General features: G+C 56.2%; 11 protein-coding genes. 5 read left to right on the plus strand and 6 right to left on the minus strand.

Annotated elements, in window-relative coordinates; translation table 11 throughout:
• Positions 1 to 26 precede the first annotated feature (26 nt).
• From HY29_RS15765 to HY29_RS15775, 3 genes are all read right to left on the minus strand, one after another.
• Positions 27 to 347 carry a PepSY domain-containing protein gene (locus HY29_RS15765; protein WP_034798672.1) on the minus strand — a complete coding sequence of 107 codons (321 nt, stop codon included), beginning with the start codon at positions 345 to 347 and terminating at the stop codon, positions 27 to 29.
• Between the two features lie 720 nt (positions 348 to 1067).
• Entirely contained in the window at positions 1068 to 1553 is a 486-nt protein-coding gene (locus HY29_RS15770) for a MaoC family dehydratase (protein ID WP_051601637.1), read from the minus strand.
• Between the two features lie 12 nt (positions 1554 to 1565).
• Positions 1566 to 3137, minus strand: coding sequence for a class I adenylate-forming enzyme family protein (locus tag HY29_RS15775; RefSeq protein WP_034798676.1), 1572 nt, complete (start codon positions 3135 to 3137; stop codon positions 1566 to 1568).
• Positions 3138 to 3294: 157 nt separating this feature from the next.
• On the opposite strand from HY29_RS15775, the gene HY29_RS15780 reads away from it, so the two are divergent.
• Positions 3295 to 4086 carry a TetR/AcrR family transcriptional regulator gene (locus tag HY29_RS15780; RefSeq protein ID WP_034798677.1) on the plus strand — a complete coding sequence of 264 codons (792 nt, stop codon included), beginning with the start codon at positions 3295 to 3297 and terminating at the stop codon, positions 4084 to 4086.
• A 37-nt stretch (positions 4087 to 4123) separates the two neighbouring features.
• Here HY29_RS15780 and HY29_RS15785 read toward each other — a convergent pair whose 3' ends face one another.
• The 3 genes from HY29_RS15785 to HY29_RS15795 all read right to left on the minus strand — a co-directional run bounded on the left by HY29_RS15785 (position 4124) and on the right by HY29_RS15795 (position 9641).
• Positions 4124 to 5236, minus strand: coding sequence for an aminotransferase class I/II-fold pyridoxal phosphate-dependent enzyme (locus tag HY29_RS15785; RefSeq protein WP_034798818.1), 1113 nt, complete (start codon positions 5234 to 5236; stop codon positions 4124 to 4126).
• 127 nt (positions 5237 to 5363) lie between these two features.
• On the minus strand, positions 5364 to 7565 hold the full coding sequence (locus tag HY29_RS15790; RefSeq protein ID WP_162176748.1) for a TonB-dependent receptor: 2202 nt from the start codon (positions 7563 to 7565) through the stop codon (positions 5364 to 5366).
• Between the two features lie 171 nt (positions 7566 to 7736).
• Complete coding sequence (locus HY29_RS15795) at positions 7737 to 9641, minus strand: CocE/NonD family hydrolase (RefSeq protein ID WP_162176749.1); 1905 nt, start codon at positions 9639 to 9641, stop codon at positions 7737 to 7739.
• 277 nt (positions 9642 to 9918) lie between these two features.
• Between HY29_RS15795 and HY29_RS15800 the strand changes: the two genes are divergently transcribed.
• The 4 genes from HY29_RS15800 to HY29_RS15815 all read left to right on the plus strand — a co-directional run bounded on the left by HY29_RS15800 (position 9919) and on the right by HY29_RS15815 (position 16239).
• Positions 9919 to 11220 (plus strand): APC family permease, encoded by a 1302-nt coding sequence (locus tag HY29_RS15800; protein WP_034798681.1) that lies wholly within the window; start codon positions 9919 to 9921, stop codon positions 11218 to 11220.
• Complete coding sequence (locus HY29_RS15805; protein WP_034798683.1) at positions 11213 to 13189, plus strand: serine hydrolase domain-containing protein; 1977 nt, start codon at positions 11213 to 11215, stop codon at positions 13187 to 13189. The genes HY29_RS15800 and HY29_RS15805 overlap by 8 nt, the downstream gene beginning before the upstream one ends.
• A gap of 19 nt (positions 13190 to 13208) precedes the next feature.
• Positions 13209 to 14912: an N-acyl-D-amino-acid deacylase family protein gene (locus HY29_RS15810; RefSeq protein WP_034798685.1), complete on the plus strand. Its 1704-nt coding sequence runs from the start codon at positions 13209 to 13211 to the stop codon at positions 14910 to 14912.
• Positions 14913 to 15663: 751 nt separating this feature from the next.
• On the plus strand, positions 15664 to 16239 hold the full coding sequence (locus tag HY29_RS15815) for an RNA polymerase sigma factor (RefSeq protein WP_051601641.1): 576 nt from the start codon (positions 15664 to 15666) through the stop codon (positions 16237 to 16239).
• The last annotated feature ends 36 nt before the right edge of the window (positions 16240 to 16275 follow it).

Consider the following 16275-nt stretch of genomic DNA (forward strand, 5'->3'; position numbering starts at 1 on the left):
TCAGCCCCCTGCGCCGACCGGTTCTGTCAGTCTTCCATCTCGGTTTTCAGCACTTCGCCAGTCGCCGCGTCGATGATCACTTCGACTTCTTCATTGTCAGATCGCAGGACCTCTATCGAGTAGGCCCAGTGGCCATCTTCTTCTTCGAACTCACCAGACAAGGCCCGGCCATCGCCAGCTTCTTCGGCAATGCGCACCGCATCACGAAGCGATACAGTCGAAGCGAGGAATGCTGCAGCCTCGCTTTCGGAATCATCCTCTCGGCTATTTTCGCTGGCAAAGGCCGCAGTCGTTCCGGAAATCATCACGAGCGCTGCGGCAAAGATCTTAATAGGAGCATTTTTCATAGTGTGTTCCATATCTTGAGATTACCCTCTCAACCCTGCCGGAGTGATTACCCTACTGATCTCAATTACGCCGTTCGGCCAATATACATCGGTGTAAGCTTAGCACGCGCGAAACGCGCGACTGGTGCGCAGGGCTATCGTTCATCAGCGCTAGCGTGTCGGGTAGGCTTCTTTTAGCGAGCGAATTTGTATTCTCACGCGAATATTTGCATGGCTTCTGAAGCAGAAACGAAGTTGAATGTGTCGTGTAAATTGGGCGCTTGAGACGCAGTTCGGATCAAAGGATCAAGCATGTTGCCGGAATGCACCAAAAGCTTGTCAAGTTTACATATGGCACAGCCTACATGATTGAAAATCCAGCCAATTTTATTGTCGGAGCCGCTGACGGTAAAAGTTATCCACAATATTCTGCGAACTGCAGTAATTATTGCAGGATACGCAACTAGTTCATCATCGAGTGGGAATGATCCAGGATCTCCCGCAAATTAGAAGAGCGGGAAAAGCAACACAGCCTCAAGGGCGTGACGTTTGGGAAGATGGCGACCGCCTGGCTATTCGCTGACAGTACGCGGGATATGCGCCGAGCTATACTCGAGCCTATGAAAAGGCCGGCAGTAGCGTGCGTTCTCGTCGTAATAAGGTCGAGTACGTGCGAGTTCTCTGCTCGATTGTTGGAATGACGGCCGGAAAAGAATCCCAATGATTTGCGTCGGGCTGCCATTACCAGGCTTCGTATGCCTGGCCTTCCTGCGCACCCTGAAGCAGACCCAGCCATTCGGCGATCATGGCCGGGCGGTCCCTGTTCTCGATTTCGATATGGTTTTCTGTCTTGATCAGATATTGCCTGTCGCCACGGTCGCGAACCTCCAGGAGGCGCATCCGATTCCGTATGCGGCTGCCGACAGGAACAGGCTCGATCCACCTGACGCGGTCGAGGCCGTAATTGTAGGCATACACTACGTCCTCCGGCAGGAAATCGAGCGCGTGACTGAAATGTGTAAGCAGTGAAAGAGTCAGAAAGCCCTGGCCGATCGTCTGCCCCACAGGGCCGCGTTTGGCGCGCTCGACATCGATGTGCATCCAGTCGGGGTCAATCGTTACATCGGCGAACCGGTTGACCTGCTCCTGGCTGATCTGCACCCACGGCGAAACGCCCAGCTCTTGACCGGTTTTCTCAACAAGCTCTTCAAGTAGTCTTACGCTCACAATAGCATCCTCTTACACCGTGTCGCATTCGAGCATTTCGGCGAGCGCGCCCTTGTCCACCTTGCCAATTGGCAATAGCGGAAACTCTGACAGCGGAACAAATGATTTCGGTATTTTGTAGTTTGCCATGCGCGTCCCGAGGAAATCCTTGAGCGCGTCTGGCGCGAGTTCGGCTCCGTTTTTCAGACGAATGAAAGCAGCGCCGACTTCCTGGAATTTCGGATCGGGGATGCCGATCACTACCGCTTCCAGAATGTCCGGGTGTGTCTCGATGGCGAGTTCGACTTCGCGCGGATAAACATTGTAACCGCCGGACTTGAACATGTTCTTCGATCGACCGCAGATTTCAACCAGGCCGTCGGCGCGCAGAAAGCCCAAGTCGCCGGTCTTAAGGAATCCATCGGCGGAGAAGGCACCCTTCGTGCTCCTCTCATCTTCGAAATAGCCGATGAAGTTGGTCGGTCCGCGAACTTGAAGCTCTCCGACTTCCCCTTGAGAGAGAGGCGCGTCGGTCTCAGGTGCCGCGATCCGGAGCTCGATCTCGTCAATCGGCGTACCGATCGTCTCGGCCAGTTGGGCTTCGGACGCATCGTCAGGGGTGAAGCAGACATGGCATGACGTCTCGGTCATGCCGTAAGCCGCTTTCAAGCGCGCGCCTCGCGCTGAGAATTGCCCGACGGCACGCTGGGACATCGCGGCACCACCCCAGAGGACGAGCTCTACGGAAGACAGATCGGTCGATCGAAACGCTTTCTGCTCCAGTAGGGCATGAAGCATTGTTGGAACGCCGCCGATAATGGTCAGCTTTTCCTGTTCAATCGTTTCCAGCATCAGTATCGGGTCGAAGGCCTCCTGAAAAACCAGTGTTCCACCCCCGACCAGGGTCGTTGCACAGATATCCGCAACACAACCGACATGATTGATGGGCAGATTGCAGATGATTTTGGGGTCACTGACGGCAAAATGAGCCGTTTGTATCTTTGCGCCAGCCGCGAGCCCGTGGTGAGAAATCAATGCTCCCTTGGGCTTTCCTGTCGTGCCGGACGTAAAAACGATCAGTGCCGGATCAGAACCGCTTGCCGCGAATCCTTCGCTATCATCTGCCACAGGCGGGTGTGCCGGCTTCAACCGTTCAAGATTTGCAGACGCGCTGTCTGACGCATGAAGCCGCACCCGTTTCGGGAGTGCGCTGTCTTTGGAAAGCGCCAGTTCTAGCCGCCCCGGACGCTCTCCATCTGAGACTTCGAGCACCAGCTTGGGACGGGAGAGAGAGGTAACGTGGCTAATTTCCTCTGCGGAATATTTCGGATTGATCCCGACCCAGATAGCGCCGACCGAAATCGTCGCGAGGAACATGATGTAGAACTCCGGACGCGGCGCGGACATCATGGCGACGCGATCTCCGCGCTCAATTCCTGCCTCGATCAGCCAGGCGCGCAGAACACACACGCGCTGCTCTAGCTCGAGATATGTCCAGCGCTCGTGCTTGAATATGACGGCCGTCTTCTGAGGGCATGCGATCGAAAGGTCTTTCAGGGTGGATGGTAAGCTGCCGCTTGTCTCTTTGCTCTCAACGCCGCTCATGACCAATCTCGCTTCTGTGAGTGAACCTCGTAACTTTTTTTGATATCTGTGTCAAATTTATATAGCGCCGCCATAATTCCTTGCAAAAATTGATATATTTGTGCATTTTTAAGCTTAATTGGCCTATCCTCGGCCAAGTATATTGAGGTGGACCACAATGCCCGCAGCCCGCAAAGAATCAGAGAGGACGAAAAGTCCTGTATCGAAAGGCAAATCTGCCATGCCGGTTGCAGACCTGGCTTGCCACCCTCTATCGTTCGACATGGCCGAAGTGTTCGACGAGCAACAAGACGCGCCAGGTCTGACCAAAGGGCAGCGCACCCTTCTGAAGGTGAAAGCAGCTGTCGCACGTGCGCTAGAGCAGACGCCTTACCAGATGCTCCGCATTTCGGATGTCGCTGACCAGGCCCAGATTTCGTACGGACTTTTCTATCACTATTACAAGGATAAGGAGCGCGCGACGGTCGAGGTCCTGCTGGACTTCCTGGAGCATCTCGAAAAGACCTATGCGCAGATCCACGTCAGTGACGATGACTACGCGTCGCTGTACCAGCCCAATCTGTTCTATCTCGATGTGAATCGCAGAAATGCCGGTCTCATCCGTGCCTGCCTGACTGTTTCGGAGGAAGTCGAATCCTTCCGCGAACAGTACACTTTGCTCATCGACCGCTGGCACCGCCGAATGGCCCAGTCGATCCGGCGGAACCAGAAAACAACCGACGAGCTCCTGCCGGATGCCGAACTTGTCGCCTATGGCGTCGGCGGTATGATCGACCAGTATTGTCGGCAGGTTTACGCCCAGCAGAATCCATTTTTGTCTCGGCTCATCGAGAACACCCACCACTTCGCGGAAACGGTTTCCATCATGTGGTACCGTGCCGTGTACGGGCGATCTCCGACGAAGCAGCAGATCCTGAATTGCCGCCCAGATCATAAATCGGGCGAGTGAAGCGCATCATCAGATAACGGGATGATGCGCTCAGGCCTTACTCGGATAGCGCATCACTCAGGGCCTTGCTGAGACAGCTCAATCCCTCGGATAGCTCGTCGCGTTGAGGCCACGCATAGCCAACGCGAAAATATCGCCTGGACTGTTCAAACCAGTGTCCGGGCCCGACATATGTGCCGTATTTGTCGTTCAATATCTCGTAGAACCGGTTGATATCGACCTTGATGTCTTCTCGAATTCTGGGGAAACAGACACAGCCTCCCACAGGGCGCACCCATTCGAACCGGTCATCGCCTTCAATCCACGCCTCCACGAGACTGAGATGGTCAGCGATCAGTGCATTGTTTTCTGGAAGCCACTCTTCCCGTTGCTCCAGCACTTTCAAGGCAACCGCCTCGTCGAGGACGCTTCCGCAGATGGTAACCTGCTCTTTGGCGCAGAGCAGCCTGTACATAAAGTCCTTGTCCGTGCTCGCCGCCCAGCCGATGCGGATGCCCGGCACCCCATAAGTCTTTGACAATGAGGACACAGCGACGGCCATCGGACTGAGAGAGGCTGCGGACGGAAGGACCTGTTCGCTCGCCATTTCCCGGTACGTCTCGTCAACGAGAACCCGAATTCCGCGCGACTCGCCGAGCGCAAGAATGGATTTCAGGTCATCGACCGAAATCGACGCGCCGGATGGATTGTGGGGAAAGGTCAGGCTGATGAGCTTGGTCTCTGGGCGCAACAGCGCCTCTAACTTCTCAGCGGATACCTGAAACTTCTCCTCGAAGGCGAGGTCGTAATAGGAAATGTCGCATTCAAACATGCGCGGAGTTTCAATGTTTGTTGCATAGTTAGGCCGTACAACCACGATGTGGTCTCCGCGCTCCAGCGTCGCCATGGAGATGAAGAACAGTGCCGCCGCTGCGCCTGGTGTGATCAGAACGTCTTCTTCATCGATCCCACCGCATACTAGCGCGACCGCCGCCCTGAGTGACTTTTTGCCCAGGTGATCATCGTAGCACAGTAGGTCGTCCTGAATCGTTATGCCCAAATCCTTGAGCGAGCGATCGCGCACAGAGCTTTCGGTCAAGTTGTACTTGATGCGCTCATATCCGAATTGTTCAGGCGATTCCTGCTCGATCGGCATCCGGACCAGCTTCATTTCTGTCTCCAATTCATAGGTCCCTGCACGGAGGAACCGTTCTGAGTTTCAAAGGTGTTTCGTTAAGAGATGGGGCAGGGCATCAGCGCTTCGGCGATGCCCTGTCTCAATTGGCCGCGGCGACTTTCTAGAAGTCGAAAGACAGCATGACGCCGTATGTCCTCGGCTCGCCATATGTGGCGAAACGCTGCTCGACGCCGATGGTCGATGCGAGATTGCCGCCGTCATAAGCTGCGATCACATAATCTTCATCGGTGATGTTACGCGCCCAGAAGAATAGAGACACACCATTCTGTGAGGTCACGCCAATTCTGCCGTTCAAAGTCTTGATGGAGTCGAGCGCAGACGTCGGGTCCAGGCCATCTCCTGGTGTGTCGCTCCGATAGGAGTAATCAAGCCGTCCTGTGGCTTCCAGATTGGCGCTGATCGGACGGGTATACTGGGCCGCCGCACTGAGCGTCAGGTCCGGTGCATCAAGCCGCGTTCCGCTGAGGTCTACGCCTGGCGCGGCGTCCGGATAGCTTTTGTATTCTGCATCCGCATAACCAACCGCGGCCGAGAGATCGAGGCCCTCGGCAGGCCGGGCGGAGAATTCGACTTCAAAGCCCTGGCTGCGTGCCTCTGCTGCGTTCGCCGTCTCGAAACTGCTCGTCACAGAGTTGAAGCGGGACACCTGGATATCCTCATAACTCATGTGGAAGAGGGCGACATTCAACCGCGCGCGGCGATTGAAGAAATCCGTCTTCAGACCGACTTCATAACTGTCGATCGACTCCGCGTCGAAGATGATGTCTTCGGGATCCGGCGAGCTAAGAATGTCTGCGTTCCAGCCGCCGCTTTTGAAGCCGCGCGCATAACGTGCGTACAGCAAAGTGTGGTCTGTCGGGCTGAAGTTCAGGCCGATCGTAGGCGAAAGATCTTCTTCCTCGATCTCGTCGCTGAAAGGGGCGATCGTCGGAAGCCCCAGAACATCGATTCCGTCCTGACCGAAGACCAGGTCCTTGCTTTCCTTATTGTAGCGAAGACCACCTTCAAGCTCGAGACGGTCGGTGATGTCTACACTCAGATTGCCGAAGAGCGCGAACGACTGGGTTTCCACAGTCCCGAAATATGTGAGGTCATTAAGCAAGGCTGGAGGCACGCCAAGTGCGCCCAGCGTTGACCGCATGTCTGAGCCGAGGACGAGAGATCGGGAGGAATCTGAATCCTGATCCAAATAGTATATCCCGGCGATATAGCGCCAGCGCTGGTCCTGAGGCGAGGCGAGCCTGATCTCCTGCGTCAACTGGGAGATCTCGTCGATATAGTCTGTGGCAAGATAAGATGCCGGTTCACCATCAAGGTCGGCATCCGGCAATCCATATTCGATATTGCGCAGCGCCGAGATGGACGTCAGCTCATAGCCGGAGTCGAACGTGTATTCTGCCGTGAGAGACGTGCCCGACAGAGTCCGGTCTTCCTTGTTCTTGCCATCAATGGAGACAGTCCTTGGGCCCGGAACATCCCCGACAAGCGGAAGCCCGACGGGATTGCTGAGAATGGCTTCAACTTCACCATTCAGCACCCGTCGGTCAGCTGCGGTATAATCGCCCCGCAGAGCGATATCGAGCGCGGGTACCGGTGTGTAGCGAAGCTCGCCGCGAACACCCCAGGTGTCTTCATTGTTGACTGTTTCTGGTCCGTCCGGATTGATGTTCTCGACGAAACCGTCCCGCTGGCGCACATATCCGGAGAGTTTCGCGGCCAGTATACCTTCGACGAGCGGCCCCGACATATAACCTCCGACGTGAACGTGATCGAAGTTGCCATATTCAGCGAAGACGCTGCCCTCAAAATCATCTCCTGGCCGGCGGGTGACGATATTCAGCGCCCCCGAAACACTATTCTTTCCGAAAAGCGTGCCCTGTGGCCCGCGAAGAACTTCCACGCGTTCGATGTCGTCGAGCTGCTGATTGAAGCCTGACGTTCGCCCCATATACACGCCGTCGACATATACCCCGAGACTGCTTTCGAATCCGACATTGCGTGCCCCGGAAGAAACGCCTCGGATAATGAAGTTCGGATTGAAGTCGGTTTGCGAATAAATTGAGAGATTGGGCACCGCATCTTGCAGGTCGCGCAGCGATTCGGCGCTTCGGTTTCTCAATTCGGTTTCGGATATGGCGGTAACGGAGATCGGCACATCCTGAATGTTCTCAGCGCGCTTCTGTGATGTGACGACAACCACATCCAGCCCAAGATCATCTTGCGCTGCAGCGGACAATGCCGGCATCCCTGCAAGTGCGATTGCTACAGCCGAAACTGTCTTAAACAAGTCAGATAACCGCATTCCGGCCTCCATAATTGACAACAAAGTCAATAATGAAAAGTTTTTGATAATTTTGTCAACTTTTATAATTGCTGCCCATTGCGCCGTTTTCCGAAGTGACAAATTTACAACAAGTTTATTTAGGTCGAATCATGTGCCCCCAGGCCGGAAAATGGCCCATGCCTATGCGGATCAGTTTCGCAGCGAAAATACGGGCAGTGTGCCGGCGAAGGCCTCGCGCATCGCGCTGTCGCCACCGTCCACCGGAAGGATTACGCGTGTGTCTGCGTCGCCGGTCACTATTGTCCAGGTTGCATCTTCCTGGAGCGGAATACGATCAAACAGGCCCTTATCTGCGCCAGCCAGAGAGATTCGGATCCGGTATCCGGCGGGCAGCTCCACGGATGTCGCGAGAAGATCGATACGAAGATCGAAGACCTCGCTTGGTAAAGCTTCAGCCCCGTCCTCGCGCCAGAAGCCAGGAGGCGGCGTTGGCAATTGATAGGGGGGCTGACGATCTGACGTGCGTCTGTGCAGCAAGCGCATGACACCCTCGGTAAGGTAGACGACGTCACCGTCCGGCGACACGCCTTCAAGATAGGCAATGACGAGGCCGTCGCTTGCCGTGGTCGACATTTTCAGGCTGATGGCAGGCGCGCCCGTTATCGTGATGGCGCTCTCCGTCGGTGGCGTTTCGAAAGTAATCCGCGGGCCGTCTGCCAGGGCAGAGGATTTGTAAACCACATCGCCGCGGTCCATCTGCGTGTGCCATCGGGTCGAGCCTCCGGTCGATACATCGAAATCGACGCTATACGTCACCTCTTGCTTCGGAGCCTGGCCGCCGAGGCTTACAGAGACCATGTCGACGCCAGCAGGGGGCCAGACATCGGTTTGCGTCCAGGTGCGGGCGCCCATAGTAAAATAGTGAAGTTCGGACTGGGGCGGTGCTTGCCGGCCCGGCTGACGCAAGTGCCTATCAAAGAAGTCGGCAACTTGTTCCCATTGCTCTGAAGTGCTTGGTACTGGCGACGTGTCGGTAGGCGCAAATGGGTCCACATCCTGCTCACCGCCATGTGACCACGCGCCGAGATATACCGTCTGCGGATTGCTGAAGGTCATATATCTGGCAATTGCGCCGTCGGCGGTCGCTGCATCCATCCATCCTGCCAGGACGAACATGGGCGTATTCGATCTCTCGATTTGGTCTTTCGCTCCGTAGGGGCTGACATCCTTCAGTGACAGACCGTCAGCGCCCGCCATTTCGTCATCCCTGAATTCGACCGTCTTCAGCGCGTCCAGGACATTGTTGCTGCGCCGCTTCTCAAGAAGTTTCGAAAGCGTCTTGCCGGACCGGTCCTGATCGACGGGCTTTACGCCGCGGGTCCACCATTTCACGAGAAAGCAGCGCCAGGCGGGCGATTGCGCGAGGAGGCAGATGTCGTTCTCGTCCAGTGCGGCATTTGCCTGCCCCCATTGCGTAATGAACCCTGTATTAAATGCGCCGCCGGGCATGGCATTGTGAAACTGGGGATCGAAATCGCTGAAGAGAGGGGCAACGGCTCGCACGGCCGGTGTATTCGTCGTCGCAAGCATCTCGGCGGTGTTTCCTGAGTAGGAGACACCAAGAGCGCCGACGGCTCCGTTAGACCAGGGCTGCCTCGCGGCCCATTCGCCAATTTCTCCGAAATCCTCGATTTCTCGCGGGGACCATTCACTCTGGCGGTCACCGCCTGAGGCGCCTGTGCCGCGTGCATCAACCTTGATGACGATGAAGTCCCGCCGGTTGAGCGCATTGACGATAGTCGACTCGTCTGGCGAGGTGTCCAGCAAGCCGGCTCCGAAAGCTGCGCGCTGCAGCCAGCCTATATGTTCGGCCCGCCAATAACGGGTCATGGTCATCAGAACCGGAAGGTCTTGCTGCGGCTGGATGTCGGCGGGGAACCAGATGTCGATGGCGATGTCGGTGCCATCGGACATCTCGACATATTGCGCGATATTGCGCGGCATGCCGATCGCCGTTTCCCTTTCCCCGGTAAGCTTCGTGAAGGCGACGAGGCAGAGAACAATCACGCTCGTCAGCAGTAGGATAATAAGCATCAGGGCGCCGGCCGCTTGAATAACCGAACGAAAGAGAGGCCGTTTCAGAGAAGGCATGACGTCGCCCCTTCGTTTGACTGGAAATCAGCGTATTGAACGCCCGCTATCATTTATTGACTTTTGTATCAATTATTGATGCCTAGCCAAGTTGTGAAATATTTTTGCTTGCAGAAGAAAGAGAGTCTTCCAAATGAATTAATTGACATTGGTATCAATTTTATTCAAGGTGGCGATAAGGGCGCTCGGGGGCGCTGGAGCAAGAAGGTCGAGCCGATCGATGAAAGCCGAAATCAGTTTAACAGGCGCCGTCTTCATCATTGTCGGCTTCGTCATCGGCGCTTCGATCTATGTGTTGCCGGGCGACCTCTATGAACTTGCCGGCCCATTTCTCATCATTTCCTTTCTGGTCGCAGCCATACCGGCCGCAATGTCATGTCTACTTGCGGCCTGCATAGGCTCCGCCTTTCCCAGTGAGGCAGCGAACATAAAAGTGGTTCGGAGGGCTTTGTCTCCTTTTCTGGCGGGAATGACGGCTTGGGGCTTCGTCGGCGCCTCAATCGTAGGCACGTCTCTTCTTGCCTATGGTTTTTCCGATTACTTGATCACACTTTTCCCAAGCATTGGAGCAGGGCGCGCGGCAGTGGCCGCCGCTCTCGTCGTCGTGTTTGGAATGATCAATTTCTTTGGGGTGCGAAGCTCTGCCCGAATACAGACCTTGTTGGTCAGTCTGCTAATCATCGCGCTCTCGGGGTTTGTTGCATTCGGCGTCAAAGATTTTTCGGCGGACAACTTCATCCCATTCAGCGAGAAATCCCCGAATGGCGCAATTCTGGCGATCATTCCTTCGTTTTTCGCATTCCTGGGTTTCTCTATGGTCGTGGAGATTTCAGGGGACGTCCGGGACCCTGAGCGCAACGTGCCGCTTTCACTGGCTTGGGCGATGGCCATCATCGTCATGCTGTACATGGCGGCTATTGTGGTTGTGGTAGGTGTCGTGCCTGGCGACCTGCTCGCCGAAAGCAATTCGGCAATCGGTACAGCCGCTGAGATCATCTCGCCCGGCGTGTTCGCCTTCATCATCAAAGTCAGCGCTCTTCTGGCGGCAGCCACCTCGGTGAACGCGCTTATTTTGTTGTCATCACGGGATGCGCTCGCGTTCTTCCATATGACGAAACGTGCCGACCGGATCGAGCCTCACGAGAGCCGCCGATCCGAAGGGCTTGCCGTGATCGGCGTGAGTGCGGCAAGCATCCTCTGCATTCTCTCAGGACTGGATATCGCGACTTATGCCATCATTACGGTAGTCGGATTTCTGCTGTCGCAGATCATCATATGCCTTGCTGCGATGCGTCTGCCTGACCTTGCAGGCACGCGCTATGAGACGCTGCCTTTTCGTCTTTCGCCTTTGATGCTGCGATCGATTTGCTGGGCGCTGCTGATCTGCTGCGTTGCCTTCATCGGGGTGAGCTTGCTCGGCAGCGCAGGCCCCGCCATCGCGACGGCTATTTTCTTTGCCGCCGGCGCCGCCTTCTTCAAACTTATCCAGAAGCAAGATTCATCAGGAAATTTGCATGTTTAAACTCGGTATCGCGTTCAAGATTATAGCAGCTCTGGGGCTTTGCGCGGTCTTGTTCGCGTTCGGCTGCAGCTCCTTTGCACAAGGTTCTGACGCCACCGCCACTGCAGAGGGGGCCGTGCCGCCCAATAGCAAACTGGTGGAGAGTTTTCTCGAAGCGCGACTGGAACCGCTGGTCGAAGAGGGCGTAATCCCGGGCGCGGTAATCACCATCGTGGAGGGCGACAGGATCACTGTGCTGCGTGGTCTCGGTTATGCCGATATCGAACGCCGCATACCGCTTGATCCTCGCCGCACGCTTGTCCGCATCGGCTCCATTTCAAAGTCGTTCACGGCGGTTGCAATACACCAACTCATTCAGGAGGGGCGCATCAGCCTGGACGCTGATGCCAATGAATACCTCCGTACTGAACACATCCCCGAAAAATTCGGCGCTCCGGTGACAGTCCGTGATCTTCTTAGCCATCAAGCCGGTTTCGATGGCAATATCTCTTACGTCTCGTCGACGAGGAGAGATGAAACGCAGCCCGGGCAAGGGTGGATATCACGCCAGCTGAGACGGCTTCGGCCCGCGGGGCAGGTCTTCGCCTATGATAATAGCGCCTATGCCGTACTTGGGCAGATCCTCGTGGATCAGGAGGGGATGCCATATGGTGATGTCATCAAGAAGCGTATCTTCGAGCCGCTTGGCATGCGCAACAGCGTTATCGGTATCCCGGTAGACCGGGAGGGCGAGATCGCGACCTGTTACAATCGTGCGAGCGGAGAGCTCGTCGTGTGCGAGCATCAACTGCTCATGGAAACCTATGGCGCGGCCGGCGACATCAGCCTCACCGGTGAGGACATGGGCAAGTTCCTCATTGCTCTGCTCAATAAGGGCGAAGCGAATGGCGCCCGAATCCTGGAAGACGCTGAATTCAATGCGTTCAGCTCCATTTCCAGCCGGCTGCATGAGGACGGCCCAGGTGTCGCGCTAGGTGCCTATGAAATGGGACCGCCAGGACACCACGTGTTCGGCCATTCTGGCGGCATCCGCGGGGGCAGTTCGTTTTACGCCGTCATGCCTGAAGAAGACATCGCGGTCTTCGTCTCCATAAATGCAAGCCTGTCGACCGATGTCATATCGACCCTGAGCGGAATCGTCAGTCTCGCGACGGCGCCTTCGGTCGAGAACAATTTCGATCCTGGCGATCTGATGACGTATGAGTTTCCGGCGGCGGTGCCGGGCCTCTTCAACAGCGTGCCCGACACCGGCGTGTCTGAACAACACTGTGCGCTTGGAGAGCTGGAAGGCGAGTATCAATATTTGCGGGCGACGATGTTTTCCAGCCTGACCATGCGCCTCCTGGGCCCCCTAGCGCTCACGCCTGTCGAGGTTGAACGGCTGGAAGATGGCAGCTGGCGTATCGAAGGCGAGGGGCCGTATGACGAGATTTCGCCATGCCTCTTCAAGCTGCGGGGCGCCTCTTACGCTGACGGTCAGATGTCCACGCTGATTGGCTTCACGAAAACAGAAGACGGCACGATCATTGGCGGCAGCCACCCACTTGCCGCCTGGGCCAAGGTTCCCTGGCACGCCTCGGCAATGATCAGTGTCGTGCCGTATTTCGTCTCAATACTCGGGCTGATCATTATTGGCCTTGCCGGTAGCGTGTTCTCCAGCGCCTCAAGACGCCTCCATGTTGCAGCCCTGGGCGGTGGCGTGCTGCTTCTTCTGGGCCTTGTCTGCGAGATGCAATTCGAGACGCCAGTCTACCAGTATGGAGGCCATGTCCTACCTGTCCTAGCCTGGCGCATCGCGCTCAATATCGGCCTCGTCCTGATTGCATTTTCGGTGATTTTGGCGGTGAGGCGGATGGTGTCGCGGGGCAGGGGGGTGCCGGGACGGATCACAGTCTTCCTGATCGTGACCGCGGGCGTGATCAGCCTTTTGTTGAGCGCCTATTGGGGCGTGCTCGGAAAATTCCTCTGATTGCTGATGGAAGTGTGCGATGACGAGACATAGTGGATTTACGCGGCGAGCGGCGCTGCTTTCAGGTGCAGTCACGCTTGCAGGGTGCGCGTCACTGCCAATCAGAAGGCAGCCCGACATTCTGATCAGGAACGGGCTGGTTCTGGATGGAACAGGGCGCGATGGCGTTCGAGCAGATATCGCCATTCATGGCGATACAATTTCGGCCATCGGTAATCTCGCGGATGTACAGGCGAACTCGGTTATCGACGCGAGCGACCTTGTGGTCTGCCCCGGCTTCGTCAATTCGCTGAGCTGGTCGACAAACACGCTTTTCGCTGATCCACGATGCATGAGTGATGTGATGCAGGGCGTCACCACGCAGGTGGTCGGCGAAGGCACGTCGATGGGGCCCCTGAACACATCCCTGCGCGACCAGCTCGCGAACGAGCCTTTCATCGGCGCTGATGATATCGCGTGGTCGACGCTCGGAGGTTTTCTGTCGACGGTGGAAGCTCGCGGGCTGTCACCAAATATAGTCTCCTTCGTGGGAGCCGCGTCTGTTCGCCGTATCGCGATTGGTGATGACAACCGTTCGGCGACGGCAGACGAGCTGCAGCAGATGGAGCGACTGGTTCGGCAGGCGATGGCCGACGGTGCGATTGGCGTGTCCTCTTCGCTGATTTACCCGCCTGCAACCTCAGCCGACCTTCAAGAGCTTTCGGCACTTGCGGCTGCTAGCGCGCCCTCCGGTGGTCTGTACGCGACCCATATGCGCAGCGAAGGCGACAATATTCTGGACGCCCTGGATGAAACGCTGGCCATCGCCTCATCCGCTGGCGTGTGCGCAGAGATCTTTCATTTGAAGGTTGCCGGCGTTCGCAACTGGCCAAAGGCGCAGCAGGTATTGGACAAGATCAACGCTGCCCGCGAGGAGGGCGTCTGCGTCGCGGCTAGCCTCTATCCTTATGTTGCCGGCGCAACCTCCCTGGCTGCCATGTTTCCCCCTTGGGCGTGGGATGGTGGCTTTGGAGCGCTGCTGGACAGGCTCGATGACAGCGAGACACGCCGGAAGATCGACAAGGAGGTTGAGAGTCAGAACACCGAATGGGAAAGTCTCTATGCGCTGTGTGGCGGCGCTGATGGCGTGGAGGTTCTAGACCATGGAAATGTCTTGCCTGTTGCGCTTCAAGGGGAGCGGCTTTCGACCATCGCCCGCCACCTGGAGATGTCGCCGGTTGAAAGTGCCATGCACCTCATCCGGCAAAGCGGTGAGCCGCTGGAGGCGGCCTATTTCGCGATGAACGAAGAGACAGTCCGAAAAATCCTTGTTCAGCCCTGGGTGAGCATATGTTCCGATAGCGGAGCGCCATCCATCGAGCCGCCATTTACGGAGCAGAGCGTGCATCCGAGGGCATTTGGGGCATTTGCGCGGATCCTTGAACGCTATGTTCGTAATGAGGGGATCATCTCGTTGCCCGACGCGGTGCACAGGATGACGGGTCTACCGGCATCGAAGTTTGGTCTGAGCCGGCGCGGCATTCTTCGCGCGGGAAACTTTGCCGACATCACGATCTTCGACCCAGCCGGCGTTCGCGAACGGGCCACATTCACGCGCCCTTATGCCTATGCTGAAGGCATTCAGCACGTTCTCACCAACGGCGTGCCAATCGTCGAACTTGGCCAGCATACCGGCCAACTGCCGGGCCGGGCTCTGCGCGGCGGCGGATTTGTTTCCGCTTAAGACAAGTCACACATCATGGAGATACAGAAACCATACGTCCTGTTACCTTTCAGGCCCGCAACTCCAAGGCCTATGAGGTAGAACTTCTCGGCGCGCCTTCGCGCGAGCAAACGATGAGCCAACATGACAAATCGCGTCCGGTGCTCCTTCCGGAGATTGCAGATTGAGGCGGTTTTTCATAATCGAGTGGAAATAGCGTTCCACAGTCACAAATCAGCAAAGCGCCGTCGAGTTCTAGGCGATGGCGCTTTTTCTTATGCCTTGGGGGTAAACTCGCAGCCAGAAAACGTCCTTAAAGGGAAAGGTTGTTTTCCGAGCTTGCTTTGCCATTTCCATGATAGAGGGAAATTATCCCATCACTAGCTATTTCTGCGTATCAATTTGGGATGGATGTGCAGATTTCACGATGTACTTCACCCATTCTGAAGTTTACGCTCTTCTCAGACGCTGCAAAAAGCCTGCTTGAAGAATTGGCCACGCAGCTGTCGCTCAGGGAGGTCAGGAAGTTTCTGGCAAGCAGCCTCAGAGCGTTAGAGGATGGATAGATATATCGCGGAAGCACAAGGACGGATCCTTCAGAATCTCTGGAGAGATGTGTCACCATTGCTCAGGGACAGAACGGGCAACCTTCGGCAGTTATACGACCCAAGCGAATCTGGCGGAGTTCCTTTTCCGCGGATCACAATACGCAACTACAGAAACAGGCATCGAAAACTGTCGCGACACAGCGGACCATCTTGGAGCCATATGAATGAGTTCAGACATTTCAGGCCGCAAGAGGAAGGGCACAGGCGGCATCTTTTCGGTTTTCCGCGAACAGGAGGCCGGGTTACGCCGCTTCCTTCGGCGGATATCACCCTCAAGCTCCGACATTGATGACATCACCCAGGAAACGATCCTGAGGGCGCTGCAGGCAGAGCGTGAACGGGAGATTCTGCAGCCCAAAGCCTATCTCTACACAATCGCCCGTAATGTCGTCCGGGACTCTCTGGATAAAAAATCACGCTCGGTGATAGATTTCATAGAGGATTTTGCGCCGGAAACCGTCTCATCAAATGAGCCTCTGGTAGAAGACCAGGTAGATGGCCGTCAGCGCATGCTCCTGTTCTGGGAGGCTGTGGCCACGTTGCCTGAGCAGTGTCAGCAGGTGTTTGTATTGAAAAAGGTGTATGGCTATTCTCATGCAGAAATATCCAAAGAACTCGGCATATCTGTCAGCACGACTGAAAAGCATGTTGCAGCAGGCCTGAGGCGCTGCAGTGAGTTTCTGGATAAGCGGTCGGTACGCTTCGGCAAAGAGTCTGAAAGCGCCAGTCTGCAAGGTTGAGGATGTTGTGCCTGCTACGTCAGGCGCTGTGATTGG

Source organism: Hyphomonas beringensis (assembly GCF_000682755.1).
GTDB classification, from domain to species: Bacteria; Pseudomonadota; Alphaproteobacteria; order Caulobacterales; family Hyphomonadaceae; genus Hyphomonas; species Hyphomonas beringensis.